Below are 12,691 nucleotides of genomic sequence, written 5' to 3'. Positions count from 1 at the left end.
GTCCGCAGTATACTGACTAAAAATGCGCCGGCCCCACCGGCCCCGGTATACCTGCGAAGCATCCACAATGACCCAGCCCCCCCCCTCGCATCCCTTCGATCCCGCAGAACAGGTGCTCTGGTCGCGCGCGGGATACCTGGTCCGCCGCCTGAACCAGATCCACTACGCGATGTTCTTCGAGGAATGCAGTAACGAGATCACCCCGGTCCAGTACGGCATCCTGACCGCCCTGTCATTGCAGCCCGGCAGCGACCAGAAGACGATCGGCCACGAACTCGGCCTGGACCGCACCACCACCGCCGACGTCGTCAAGCGGCTCGAACGCAAGGGCTACCTGACCCGGCGCGTCGATCCCGACGACCGCCGCTCGCGCCAGTCCTTCATCACCGAGGAAGGACTGCGCGTCATGGGCCTGCTGCAGGACGGCATGACGCGGGCTCAGCAGCGGCTGATCTCGCCGCTCAGCAAGAAGGATCAGGACACCTTCATGCGCCTGCTCTCCAAGCTGGTGCAGGCCAACAACCACTACGGCCGCGCGGCCGCCGACCTCTGATCCTTTGTCCCCGATTCGTCGCGGCACACCCGGCGGATCGCCTCGATCAGCAACTGCGCGCCCGGCGACGAATGCTCCTGCGTGCGGCGCAGGATGCCCATGGAGCGCTCGGTACCCGCCAGCACCACCGGCAACTCCACCAGGATGCCCGCCCGCAGTTCATGAGGGAACAACTGGCGCGAGGCCGCCGACAGCATGTCGGTCTCCAGCAGCAGCCCCCGGATCAGGGAAATGTCCGACGATTCCACCGCCACCTGCGGTTCCGGCAACCCATGCTGCGCCAGGCACGCGCCCAAGGCCTCGCGCGTGGGCGTACCCTGCCGGGGCAGTACCCATGCGGCCTCCATCAGGTCGGCCAGATCCAGGGCGGCAGCCGCGGCCAGCGGATGATCGCGGCGCGCCAGCACCACCATGGGCTCGCGCATCAACTGCTCGACCACCAGCGCGCTTTCCAGCGGCTCCACCGGCAGCGCGCCCACCAGGAAATCCACGTCGCCCAGCCGCAGGCCCGCCACCAGCGTGTCCATGGGCGCCTCCAGCGTGCGCACCTGCAGGCGCGGATGCTGCGCCAGCACGCGCCCGACCGCCACCGGCAGCACATAGGGCCGGCTGAACGGCAGCGCCCCCACCACCACCTGCCCCTCGATCACGCCCTTCAGGGCCGAGATCTCGGTGCCGGCCAGCCGCAGTTGCGCCAGCGCTCGCTTCACGTGCGCCAGCAATAGCTCGCCGCTCTCGTTCAGCGCGACGCCGGCATGCGCGCGGTCGAACAGGGGCACACCCACGCTGGCCTCCAGGTCGTACAGCGCCATGCTGGCGGCAGGCTGCGACACTCCCACCGCCGCCGCGGCCGTGCTGATGTGCTTGCGCTCGGTGAAGGCGAACAGCAGTTCCAGGCGCCGCTCGTGCACGGCCAACGAAAAGAACGGCGCGGTGCGCAGCCGCGGTGCCGACTCGGGATAGCGCTCGCACAACGTGTCGCAGGCTTGCTGCAGTTCGGCGAACGCCAGCCCGGTCCGCCGGTGCAGCGCCTGGCCGAAATCGGTCAACAGCCACTGGCGCGCGCTGCGCTCGAACAGGGAGACGCCGAACCAGCCTTCCAGCTCCTGCACCGAACGCGACACGGCCGACTGGGCGCGGCGTAGTTCCTCGCTCGCGCGAGCCAGGTTGCCGTGGCGCACGACGGCCAGGAAGGGGCGAAGGTGCTTGGTGTGGAGCATCAACGTGCCGGCAAGGCGTCGGCCGGGGCGTGCCTGCCGAACAATAGCCGCAACTCGGCCGAGGTCGTGACCTCGCCGAAGTTCACCCTGACCGTCGACAACGTGCCTTCGTGCCCCACCGGATTACCGCTGCCCACGCAATCCTCGGCCACGACGATGTGATAACCCAGGAAGAACCCGTGCCTGAGGGTCGAATCGACGCAGACGTTGGTGGCCACGCCCGTCATTATCAGTGTCTTGATGCCGCGTGCCTGCAACTGCGCGTGCAACCCGGTCTCGTGAAAACCGCTGAACGTATGCTTGTCCACGACGACGTCCCCTTGCCGGGGCTGGATGCGGAAGAAATCGGCTCCCCAGGTCCCTTCCATGCAGCAACCTTCGCCGTCCCGCATGGCGACGTGGGCATCCGCCAGGTACTTGAAATCGTAGACCGAGCGCAGCCACGCGACCGAGGCCCCCGATCGCCGTGCCTCGTCCGCCAGTACGCCGATCCGGTCGGCGATGGCGGCATTCTCGTCCACCCGGATGGGATTGCGTCCGCTTTCGGCCCGGGTACGCTGCAGGTAGCCGCCCTGGGCACAGAAATCGTTCTGCATGTCCACGATTACCAGCGCCGTATGTCGCGGCTGCACTTTCTCCGCCAGCGTGCGTAGGATATCGCTCATGGCTGCCCCCGCTCAGCGATCCGGCATGATGGCGCCGCACTTCTTGCAGGTGCGGAAATCGAGCGAGCCCCAGAAATTGTCGTAGGCCCGCGATACCGGATCGGCACCGTAGTCGCTGACGATGAAACTCTCCTCGTGCAGCAGATTGTCGCAAGCAGGACAGAACCAATGGAAGCGGTCCACTTCACCGGGATGGCGCTTGCGCTCGACCACCAGTTGGAACGCATCGGGCGGAAACCTGGGCGAATGCGGCACCATGGGCGGCTGGTAAAGACAATGCCCTTCGGGAACCACCGCCACCTTCTCCACCCCCTCGGGCGTGCGATAGTGCAGGTGCAGGTCACCCTTCAGCGAATACTGCATCTCGTGGCTGGGATTCAGATGGAACTCGCTGCGGTATTCACGGCCGCGCGCGATGAAACACAGGCAGTCGTCCTCCTGCCATAGCGGATAGGTCCGCCGTTCCTCGTTGTGCCGCAGATGCTCCATGATTTCCTGCAGGTCGATCTGGGGCATGTGCAGTTGCAGGCTGGGAAATAGTTTCATCGCTATGTCCTGGTAGTGAATCCCCCTATTCTCGGCCCCCTGCCGGGCTGGCGCCAGCCGGCAATGCTTCTGCCGGCGGCGAAAAAACTTATGCCCGCCCGCCGGCCATCAAAATGCTTCTGCCTGTCCCGAAAGCGCTTATGCCCCGCCTCAACCGGTCCCGGCGGTGGCACAGTGGCAAGGCGTCCCCCTGCGACGGCTTGCTCAACCTTCGGGAATCCGGATCATGAAAACACCAACAATCCATTCCGTGCTCGCGGCGCTCACGCTGGTTCTGAGCGGCATATCCACGGCGCACGCCCAGGACTACCCCGCCAAACCCGTGCGGATCGTCTCCACCTTCCCCGTAGGCAGCGGCCCCGACGTCGCGCTGCGGCTGGTGGCCGACCGGCTGTCGCAGAAATGGGGGCAGCCCGTCATGGTCGAGAACAAGCCCGGAGGCAACGGCTTCATCGCCATCGATGCCGCCAAGCGCAGTCCCGCCGACGGCTACACCCTGCTCCAGATGGACAATGCGCAGACCAGCGCCCATCCCTACCTGTTCAAGAAACTGCCCTACGACCTGATGCGCGACTTCGAGCCCATCACGCCCATGCTGCGCAACTACTTCTTCGTGGTGGTGCCGGCGGACAGTCCCTTCCGCAGCACCGGCGACCTGCTCCAGGCGGCGCGCGCCAAGCCCGGCTCGGTCACCTACGGTTCGTGGTTCGTCGGCAGCCCCGGCCACATCGGCGGTGCCATGCTGGAACAGGGAGCGGGCGTGGAAATGATGCACGTCCCGTACAAGGACATGGGACAACTCTACGCCGCGGTGGCCAACAAGGAACTGGCCTGGGCCTTCGGCAGCGGCGGCAGCGCCGGCCCCCTGCAGCGCGCCGGCAAGGTCCGCTACCTGGCTGTCTCGGCGCCCCGGCGGTTGGCGGGCTTCCCGGACGTCCCCACCATCTCGGAATCCGGCGGACCAGCCGGATTCGACCTGGCGGGGTCGGTCGCACTGCTGGCGCCCAAGGGCACGCCCGCGGCGGTCGCCGACAAGATCCAGCGCGACGTGGCGCAGGTGCTGCGCGACCCGGAGGTCCTCAAGCGCTACGACGCGATGTTCTACGAGCCCTACGTGCTGGAACGCGCCGAGTATGTGAAGGAGCTGGCCGACGAGACCCGGCGTTTCGGACTGGTGCTCAAGCGGCTGAACATCGCGCTGGATTGATCGGCCCGGCCTGACTCCGCTGCGCAACCGCCGCTTTAATCGATCCGAATGTTCGCGTCTCGAATCACCTTGCCATAGACGTCGAAGTCGGTACGCATGACCTTGGCGAACTCCGCCGGTGAACTGCCGGCGGGCGTGATGCCCATGCTTTCTATCTTCGCCGACACCTCCGGGCTCGTGATGATCCGCACCAGTTCGCTGGACAGCTTGTCGGCGACGGCTTGAGGCGTCGCGGCGGGCACCAGCACACCAAGCCACCCGTCTTGTTCGAAAGAGCGATACCCCAGCTCGCGGAACGTGGGAAGACTCGGCAAGCCCGGCAATCTTTGCGTTCCCGTCACGGCAAGAAAGTTCAGCCGTTCCGCGAACTGCCGCGCGGTGACGCTATCGATCAGCCCACCGCTGATCTGCCCTCCCAAGAGGTTCGTCGCGAGCTGAGAGCTGCCTTGGAAAGGAACCAGCGGCAGGTCCATGCCTGCTTGCTGATTGAGCATGATGCTCAGGAGTTGAGAAGGCGTGCCCACGCCGTAGTTGCCGATGTTGGTGCCGCCCGGGTTGGCTTTCCCATGGGCAACGAACTCCTGGAGAGTCTTCGCCGCTCCGGACTTGGGAACCGCCAGCAACAAGGGCAGACGGGCGATCAAGGTGATTGGCGAAAAATCCTTGAAGGGATCGTAGGTCGCCTTCTTCACCAGTTGCGGCTGCAGGACGAGACCCGACACCCCCAGAAGCACGGTGTAACCGTCAGCGGGAGCACGCGCCACCAGCCCCGCACCGATCAGCCCACCCGCCCCGGCACGGTTCTCGACCACCACGCTCTGGTGCCATTCCGCCTGCAACCGTTGCGCCAGCAGCCGCGCCGTAGAATCCGCCACCCCTCCGGGCGCATAGGGTACGACGATCGTGACGGGTTTGGAGGGATAGGATCCGGCGGCCGTCTCAGCCTGCGCGGCTGCGCCGCCGACAAGCATCGCCAGCATGAAACAACGTCCGATCAACGAAGAAAGGTGCATGGTGTCTCCTTGATTTCATTGTTTGATGGATATGTCAGAGCGCGGCGATCTGCTCGCCGTTGAGCCAGACCGCATGCACGCCGAACGGCACGCGTTGCGGGAGTTGCAAGCGGCAGACTTCGGTCATGGATGCTGCATCCAGAACCAGCACTTCGGCCAGGTTCTCGCCCATGAGCAGGTCCAGCAGATACCCGTCGTCTTCGGCAACCGCGTTTTTTCTCGGAACGAAGAGCGGTTCGCCGCCGTAGAGTTGGCCGTAGTCCACGTACCGGATCTCGCGTTCTTCCCGATAGTCGTACTTGAGGGTGCCTTTGCCCATGTAGCCCTCGCGCTGCTCATCAAGGAGATAGCAATAGCGATTTTTCTTGCCACGGTAGCCGACGTGGAAAGAACAGCGCTCATAGCCCCATTCGATCAGGACCCGGTCTTCGAGCACCTTGCCCGCGTCGGGGTCGAGGACCCATTTCGACAGGTGGGCGTGGGATTCCTCCGGCGTATGGATGGGCACGGTATCCGGATATTCGGAAAACCTCGGCGCGAACATCACGATGTTCGTTTTCCCGTCAGGCCCTTTCTCCTCCCATGCATTGACCAGATGCCAGATCGCACCGGGCTTGCCGGTCGTGGCCCAGCGAATGGGCGTGTCCTGATCGAATTTCCGGGGAAGGATTCCGAAACGCATCTCGTATTTCGGATCCCAGTAGTACATGCTGCCGCCTTCCTTCTGGAGACCTTGTTTGTCGACCCGCATCGAGATGTCCGGGAAGACGATGTAGTTCTCGGTAATGCAGCACTCATGAATCCACGCCATGTGATTAAGCGGCTGCTGGTAGGTAAGCGACCGTACAACCTCGTTGTTCGAAACCTGGACGATCGTGATGCTGCCGTCATAGCGGTTCGTCGCGACGCTGTACATGTCGCCCGTGTCCGGATCGATAGCAGGATGGGCGGAAAAGGGGCCCGTCAGTTTCCCTCCCCAGGTCACGTGCTCGCCGGACCCGTCGATGACCAGCTTTCCCTCTTCCCTGCGCACATCCAGGGCGAAGGGATATCCGGCTTCGTTGAAGGCGTACAGCCTGCCCCGATGGAACTGGATCGCGGTCCCATTCCCGGTACCGCTGAACCTCAACTCCGGTAGCGCGCCTTCCTGGTACTGCTTGCTCAGCCAAGCCATTTTCTCGGCGGCAGCCTTCCCGCCCGTCAACAACTCGCCCATGGTGAGATACACCTCGCGACCCAGCATTTTCTCGATCTGGTAGCGCCGGGTGCGTACATAGGAATTGGTGTAGGTCGCCTTCCCCCCATGGATATGGACCTGGTGCAGCATTCCCGGTCCATCGAACATCTGCCATCTCACTCCCATCGGAGTGAACTGGGGATTCGTGCCATTGCGGATGTAGACGCCTTCGAGGTCGGGCGGGAGCGTACCCACCACCGTGACGGGAGCGTCCCTCAGTTCGGTGTGAACGGCGCGAAAACCCCAATGCCTGTAGGCGCTCTTACGGTTATGGATATCGGCTTCCAGTGCCGCGTCCAGGCGGACCAAGTCGGCCTTCTGGGCATGAGTCAATTGCAGCGACATGATTTCCTCTTGCATGTTCCAATGGTGACAAGTGCATGGTCTATCCTATATTGGTCTGACCAATACATATTGATAGGATAGATTTAACAATGCTTGCGCGCAAGAAACTTAATTAGGGACGGAGCGATGCCCAGAGGCTTTGGGGGTCTTTGGTATGATCAACAAAGGTCTAAACTCAGTCCCTTTGCCAAGCTTGAGCCCCGCGCATCAAGACAGGAGTGTCATGGAAGAGTCGGGTGCCGCCGCATCACCTCTGTTCGAACCGATACAGTCCCGCCGGGCCTTCGAGGTGGTCTGCGAGCAGATTCGCCAACTGGTTGCCACCGGCAAGCTCAAGCAAGGCGACAAGCTGCCGCCCGAGCGCCAATTGGCCGAACAGTTGGCGGTCAGCCGGCTGACGATACGTGAAGCCTTGAGAAGCCTCGAAAACGCGGGGCTCGTCGTCCTTGTACGCGGCCCGAAGGGCGGCGCCTTCATTCAGAATGGCAATGATGACAAGATGACCGAGGTGATGCAGGACATGCTCGACCTCGGCACCATCTCGCTGACAGATCTGACCGAAGCCAGGATCTTCATTCTCGATTCGGTGGTCCGGCTTGCCTGCCTAAGGGCCACGGAAGAAGACCTGGAACTGATTGCCGAAAACGTTCGGTCCAACGAGATCGCGCTGGCTTCCGGTAGCCGGGAGGTCCGGCTGGAGCACGCGACCGAGTTCTATACCCGTTTGGCCGCGGCAACGAAAAACAAGGTCATGATGCTCGTGGTGCGTTCATTGACCGATACGATCAGGGCCATTCTCCAGCGCATCGAAATCTATCCCGCGCAGGATCTTGCCGTGTCGAGAAGACAATTCCTGCAGGCACTGCGCGCGCGGGATCCGGAGCAGGCGGCAAAAGAAATGCATGTGCACCTGCAGAAGCTTCATGAGCATGTCGTCAAGCATGCCGCGGCGCAGAAAAAATCACTGGACCTGATCCCCCAGGTCCGGCATCGCTAAGGCCGAGCGTCGACAGGCGCCTGATCTCCGAAGTGCGCCAGGATGTCCGCCGTGTCCAGCACATCCGCATACTTCGCATGCATGTCCAGCAGGCTCATCGCATGGCTGGATTGCAGGCGGTCGAAGCAGGCGTCGGCGGCCACGGCAATGCGGTAGTTGGCGCTGAAGCCATCCACCACGGTGGCGCGCACGCAGCCCGAGGTGCTGCCGCCCGTCACGACCAGCGAATCCGCGCCCAGCAGGGTCAGGTAGGACTGCAACGGCGTCGAGAAGAACGCCGAGGGCTTCTGCTTGCCGATGACGAGGTCGCTGGGCTGCGGCGCGATTTCATCGACGATCTCGTCATGGTGCCGGTCGGACTGGGGCCGCGGCGCTTCCTGCGGCCGCGACAGCGCATGCTTCCACAGCCACGAACCCATGTCCCATTTGTCGTCGCGGTACGCGCCCCGTGTGTAGATGACGGGCCGCTGCTGCGCGCGAAAGGCGGCCAGCAGTTCGCGGATACGGTCGATGGCGTCCCAGCTTGCCTCGCCGCAGGAGTTGGGCCAGCGGCGGACGGAGTCGGCGATGGGTTCGCGCCGGTCGCCGCAGAAACCATAGGTGGCGTCCACGATCACCAGGGCCGGCCGCGCGCCGAACCCCATGCGGGCGCCATAGCCGGACAGCTCGATAATCTCGCGGTCGCGCGGCGTCAGGTACGAATACAGCGATTCGAGCGTGGCCATGTCCAGGGTCTCCTTAGGCGAAGAGCGCGGCGTCGCCGCGCGCCTTTTCCTGCCACGCGAGCTTGCGGACGAAGTAGTTCCAGGAATGCTCGACGTGGACGGGCGTCATGATCTGTTCGCGCCGGCGCTGGCGCACGGGCGGCACCGGGAAGCTCGCTTCGGTGCGCATCTGCGAGCCCAGCACGTGGATGCGCGCGGCGCGTTCCAGGAAAACGCCCACGCAGACGGCATGGGCGATGGACGTGCCGCAGAAGGTCACGCCGTGGTTGGCCATCAGCACGGCGAAGTGCGGCCCCAGGGTACGCGCCAGCGCAGCGCCCTCTTCCTCGGTCTTGAGCAAGGCGGCTTCGTCCCGGTGGCACGGCAGTTCGTCGAAATAATCGGCGTCCAGCGTGAAGGGCGCCAGCGCGGTGCCGAACGACGACAGGATGCTGGCGTGGAAGGGGTGGGTATGAGCGACGACGTTGACGTCGGGCCGCGCCTTCAGGATCTCGGAATGGATGGGCCATTCCGAGTGGCGGCCTCCTTCGCCTTCCAGCTTGGCACCGTCATGGCCGACCAGCACGAAATCGGCGGCGGACAGGATCTCGCCCAGGCCACGGGCGTTGCGTTTGAGCCAGAAGCCGCGTCCCTGCGGATCGCGCAGCGACAGGTGGCCCAGGGTCATGTCGCCATGGCCTTCCATTTCCAGGACGCGGCAGGCCGTCGCCAGTTGGTCCAGTTGTTCTTCGAGTGACATCGTGGGAGCCTCAATGGGAAGGACGGGAGTTCCGGGCGGCGCCATCGGGCTCCCAGAAGATGATCCTGCCGCGCAGCGCGACGAGCAGGCGGTCGAGGGTGAAGCCGATCAGCGCCACGGCGATCACGCCGGCATAGGACTCGGCATACATGAAAGAGGCCGACGCGTAGGCGATGTAGTAGCCCAGCCCGGTGCTGTCGCCGATCATCTCGGTAATGATCACGACCACCATGGACAGGGGCAGCGCGACCCGGATGCCCGACATGATGGCGGGCAGCGCCGCCGGCAGCAGCACGCGCAGGAAGATGCGCACGGGCCCCGCGCCCATGTTGCGGGCGCTCCAGACCAGGCGCGGCGCCACGGCGCGGATGCCGAAGTAGGTGTTGACGGCGATCGGAAAGGTGCATTCCAGGGCGATCAGCGCGATCTTCGACGGCGAGCCGAATCCCAGCAGCAGGATGAAGACGGGATACAGCGCGATCTTCGGGACCGGATAGCCGAACGAGAAGATGGGTTCGACCATCCATTCGAACCAGCGGCTGCGGGCCATGAACACGCCCAGCAGCACGCCGATGACGATGGCCAGGCCAAAGCCGCTCAGGGCGCGCGAGAACGAGATGGACGCGTGATAGACCAGGTCGCCGTTGGCCAGTCCCTCCACGAAGGCCCGCCCCACCTTCACGACGGAAGGCATCAGCCGCGGCGATACCCAACCCGACCGGGACAGCAGTTCCCAGACCACGGCCAGGACCGCCAGCGGGTACAGCGGCGCCATGGCTTGTCGGGCGAATGCGCGCAGGCGCTCAACCATGGCGGGCCTCCCCGGGATACTTGTCCGCCAGCAGGCGGCGCCGGATGGCCAGCAGGACGCGGTCGCTGACGAAGCCCATCAGGCCGATGGCCAGGATGGCGGTGTACATCCAGTCGTAGCGCATGGCTTCCTCGGCGCGCACGACCATGTCGCCCAGGCCGTCGTGCGATCCCACCATCTCGGCGGCGAACAGCACGATGAACGAGAGCGCCAGGCCCGAGCGCAGGCCGGTGAAGATCTGCGGCAGCGCGGCCGGGAAGATGACGCGCCGGAAGATGTAGGCAGGCCCCGCGCCCATGTTGCGCGCGGCCCAGATCAGGGACAGGGGCGTGGCGCGGGCGCCGTACAAGGTGTTGATGAAGGTGGGGAAGAACACGGCCAGCGTGATGAGGGCGATCTTCGAGACGTCGCCGAAGCCCAGCCAGGTAATGATGACGGGCAGCAATGCGACCTTGGGTACGGGGTACAGCGTGGAGACGAGCGGATCGAAGAAAGCGCGCGCCTGCCGCCACACCGCGCTCAGGAGACCGATGGCCACGCCCAGCGCGGCGCCCATGAAGAAGCCGCTGTAGGAGCGCACGCCGGATGCCATCGCGTCGCGGATGAGTTCGCCGCTGGCCAGCAGTTCCCAGGTCGTCGCGGCGATGTCGGTCGGCGCCACCACGTAGCGGGGCGCGCCCGGCTGGCCGGCCGCCAGCTGCATGGCGACCAGCAGCGCCACGGGCAAGGTCCAGCCCGCGATCCAGCGCAGCGGACGCTGCCAGGCGCCCGCCGCGGCGGCGCGAACGCCGCTCATGAGCCTTCCCGCGCGCGCAGGACCTCGTCGCGCAGCATGTCCCAGATCCGGGCGTGGTAGTCCATGAACTCGGGCGACTTGCGAACGGCCGCGCCGCGCGGACGGGGCAGGTCCACGCGCAGGTCGGCCTTGATGCGGCCCGGACGCGCCGTGAAGACGATGATCCGGTCGCTCAGGTAGATGGCCTCTTCGATGTCGTGCGTGACGAACAGCACCGTTCGGCGGTCCTGCTGCCAGATGTCGGTCAGCTCTTCCTGCATGAGTTCGCGCGTCTGCGCGTCCAGCGCGCCGAACGGCTCGTCCATCAGCAGCATCTTGGGCTCGTAGGCCAGCGTGCGCGCCAGCGCCACGCGCTGCCGCATGCCGCCCGACAGTTCGCCTGGGTAGGCGTTCTCGAACCTGGCCAGCCCGACCATGGTGATGTATTTGCGCGCGACCTCCAGGCGCCGCGCCTTGGGCAGCCCCTGCACTTCCAGCGACCAGGCCACATTGCCCAGCACCGTGCGCCAGGGAAAGAGCGCGTAGTCCTGGAACAGCATGCCCCGGTCGGGACCCGGCTCCGAGACCGGGCGCCCGGCCAGGCTGATCGTGCCGCTGGTGCGCGGCTCGAACCCGCCCACCATGTGCAGGAAGGTGCTCTTGCCGCAGCCCGAGGGGCCGACGATGCTGACGAACTCGCCTTCGGCGATGGACAGATCGAAATCCTCCAGCGCGGTCACGGCCTGGCCGTTGCGCAGGAAGCGTTTGCCGACGCCCTGCGCCTTCAGGTAGTCGGGGGTGCTGGCGTTGGCGTTCATTTCGGCAGGTAGCTCATGTCCACGACCTTGGCGGGATCCAGGCTGTCCAGATAGCCGAAGTCCTTCAGTTCGGCCACCATCCTGCGCATGGAATCCATGTCGACCTTGCCGTCCATCGGATGCAGGTACTTGCGCATGCCCAACGACACATCCAGCGGGATGTTGACGAACTTCGCGTCGATCAACTGCTGGTGGCTTTCACGCGGATGGTTGACGTAGAAATCGGTGGCCTTGACCAGGTCGGCCAGGAAGGAGCGCAGCGCGGCGGGGTGCTTGGCGGCGAACTCTTCCTTGACCAGCAGCAGCATCAGGTCTTCCTGCTGCCCAATTCCTTCGGTCGACGTGAAGACCGTGCGCATGCCGCCACGCTTCTCCTCGAAGGCGGCGAAAGGCTGCGGGAAGGCGCCGATGTCCAGCTTGCCGGCGCGCACCGCCTCGCCCTGGCTGGGGAAGGGAACGGCCACCCATTTGACGTCGCGCTGCGGATTCAGCCCGTGCTTCTTGATCGCCAGCCGGGCCCAGATTTCCGCCGACGAGCGCGCCCCATTGATCCCCACAGTCTTGCCCTTCAGGTCGGCAATGCTTTTGATCGGCGAGCTGTCGAGCACCATGTACTGCGTGGCGAAGCCCTTGGGACCGCCTTCGCGCGACAGCGACGCGACGATCTTGAACTTGATGCCCTGGGCCGCGGCCATCATGACGCTGTGCGCGGAACCGGTGGCGATATCCAGTTCGCCGGCTTCAAATGCTTGAAAACGCTTATCGGTTCCCCGAAAAAGGGTGTACTCGAGCTTGTAGTCGCGATTCTGTCCCGGGGTGACGGCGGGCGACGCCTTCATCGTCCACAACGGTTCCTCGGCGGACGAGCCATGGCCCACCCGGATGGGAACGACCTGGGCTTGGCTGGCTGGAGAAGCCAGAAAAAACAAGGATAAGGCGGCACAGCAGAGCGTCTTCATCGCGGCTTTCATATTGCGGTCTCCCCTGGGGTTGTCACGACTGCGTCAAGCGCGATTGTAGGTTCTTGCCCCCGGGGAAAC

General features: G+C 64.7%; 14 protein-coding genes. 3 read left to right on the top strand and 11 right to left on the bottom strand.

Going from position 1 to position 12,691, the window contains the following annotated elements; genetic code table 11:
- Positions 1-67 precede the first annotated feature (67 nt).
- Positions 68-553, top strand: a complete 486-nt coding sequence (locus tag WKR98_RS07910) for a MarR family winged helix-turn-helix transcriptional regulator (RefSeq protein ID WP_341432580.1) — start codon at positions 68-70, stop codon at positions 551-553.
- On the opposite strand, the gene WKR98_RS07905 is transcribed toward WKR98_RS07910, so the two are convergent.
- Genes WKR98_RS07905 through WKR98_RS07895 form a run of 3 tightly spaced genes read right to left on the bottom strand, consistent with a single transcriptional unit; the run spans position 526 to position 2,984 of the window.
- Positions 526-1,773 (bottom strand): LysR substrate-binding domain-containing protein, encoded by a 1,248-nt coding sequence (locus WKR98_RS07905; RefSeq protein WP_124687587.1) that lies wholly within the window; start codon positions 1,771-1,773, stop codon positions 526-528. The two genes, WKR98_RS07910 and WKR98_RS07905, sit on opposite strands and share 28 nt — an antisense overlap.
- Entirely contained in the window at positions 1,773-2,438 is a 666-nt protein-coding gene (locus WKR98_RS07900; RefSeq protein ID WP_341432579.1) for a cysteine hydrolase family protein, read from the bottom strand. Before WKR98_RS07900 ends, WKR98_RS07905 begins: the two co-directional genes overlap by 1 nt.
- Positions 2,439-2,450: 12 nt before the next feature.
- Positions 2,451-2,984: a 3-hydroxyanthranilate 3,4-dioxygenase gene (locus WKR98_RS07895; protein WP_341432578.1), complete on the bottom strand. Its 534-nt coding sequence runs from the start codon at positions 2,982-2,984 to the stop codon at positions 2,451-2,453.
- A gap of 226 nt (positions 2,985-3,210) precedes the next feature.
- On the opposite strand from WKR98_RS07895, the gene WKR98_RS07890 reads away from it, so the two are divergent.
- Positions 3,211-4,191: a Bug family tripartite tricarboxylate transporter substrate binding protein gene (locus WKR98_RS07890; RefSeq protein ID WP_341432577.1), complete on the top strand. Its 981-nt coding sequence runs from the start codon at positions 3,211-3,213 to the stop codon at positions 4,189-4,191.
- A gap of 35 nt (positions 4,192-4,226) precedes the next feature.
- Here WKR98_RS07890 and WKR98_RS07885 read toward each other — a convergent pair whose 3' ends face one another.
- Together WKR98_RS07885 and WKR98_RS07880 are read right to left on the bottom strand one after the other, a co-directional pair.
- On the bottom strand, positions 4,227-5,204 hold the full coding sequence (locus tag WKR98_RS07885; protein WP_341432576.1) for a Bug family tripartite tricarboxylate transporter substrate binding protein: 978 nt from the start codon (positions 5,202-5,204) through the stop codon (positions 4,227-4,229).
- Between the two features lie 34 nt (positions 5,205-5,238).
- Positions 5,239-6,786 carry a carotenoid oxygenase family protein gene (locus tag WKR98_RS07880; protein ID WP_341432575.1) on the bottom strand — a complete coding sequence of 516 codons (1,548 nt, stop codon included), beginning with the start codon at positions 6,784-6,786 and terminating at the stop codon, positions 5,239-5,241.
- A 223-nt stretch (positions 6,787-7,009) separates the two neighbouring features.
- On the opposite strand from WKR98_RS07880, the gene WKR98_RS07875 reads away from it, so the two are divergent.
- Positions 7,010-7,783 (top strand): FadR/GntR family transcriptional regulator, encoded by a 774-nt coding sequence (locus WKR98_RS07875; RefSeq protein WP_341432574.1) that lies wholly within the window; start codon positions 7,010-7,012, stop codon positions 7,781-7,783.
- On the opposite strand, the gene WKR98_RS07870 is transcribed toward WKR98_RS07875, so the two are convergent.
- The 6 genes from WKR98_RS07870 to WKR98_RS07845 are packed head-to-tail and all read right to left on the bottom strand — an operon-like array spanning position 7,780 to position 12,490.
- Positions 7,780-8,508 (bottom strand): isochorismatase family protein, encoded by a 729-nt coding sequence (locus WKR98_RS07870; RefSeq protein ID WP_341432573.1) that lies wholly within the window; start codon positions 8,506-8,508, stop codon positions 7,780-7,782. The genes WKR98_RS07875 and WKR98_RS07870 overlap by 4 nt on opposite strands.
- A gap of 13 nt (positions 8,509-8,521) precedes the next feature.
- The gene (locus tag WKR98_RS07865) at positions 8,522-9,247 is read right to left on the bottom strand and encodes a class II aldolase/adducin family protein (RefSeq protein WP_161567674.1); all 726 of its coding nucleotides are present in this window, start codon (positions 9,245-9,247) and stop codon (positions 8,522-8,524) included.
- Between the two features lie 10 nt (positions 9,248-9,257).
- Complete coding sequence (locus WKR98_RS07860; protein WP_124687581.1) at positions 9,258-10,058, bottom strand: ABC transporter permease; 801 nt, start codon at positions 10,056-10,058, stop codon at positions 9,258-9,260.
- On the bottom strand, positions 10,051-10,854 hold the full coding sequence (locus WKR98_RS07855; RefSeq protein ID WP_124687580.1) for an ABC transporter permease: 804 nt from the start codon (positions 10,852-10,854) through the stop codon (positions 10,051-10,053). Before WKR98_RS07855 ends, WKR98_RS07860 begins: the two co-directional genes overlap by 8 nt.
- Entirely contained in the window at positions 10,851-11,651 is an 801-nt protein-coding gene (locus tag WKR98_RS07850; protein WP_124687579.1) for an ABC transporter ATP-binding protein, read from the bottom strand. The genes WKR98_RS07855 and WKR98_RS07850 overlap by 4 nt, the downstream gene beginning before the upstream one ends.
- Positions 11,648-12,490 (bottom strand): ABC transporter substrate-binding protein, encoded by an 843-nt coding sequence (locus WKR98_RS07845; protein WP_161567673.1) that lies wholly within the window; start codon positions 12,488-12,490, stop codon positions 11,648-11,650. Before WKR98_RS07845 ends, WKR98_RS07850 begins: the two co-directional genes overlap by 4 nt.
- Positions 12,491-12,691: the final 201 nt, after the last annotated feature.

It is taken from the genome of Pigmentiphaga sp. YJ18, assembly GCF_038066655.1.
In the GTDB taxonomy this organism is placed as follows: domain Bacteria; phylum Pseudomonadota; class Gammaproteobacteria; order Burkholderiales; family Burkholderiaceae_B; genus Pigmentiphaga.
The sequence above is the reverse complement of the archived record's forward strand: the minus strand, read 5'-3'. Positions and strand labels throughout refer to the sequence as shown.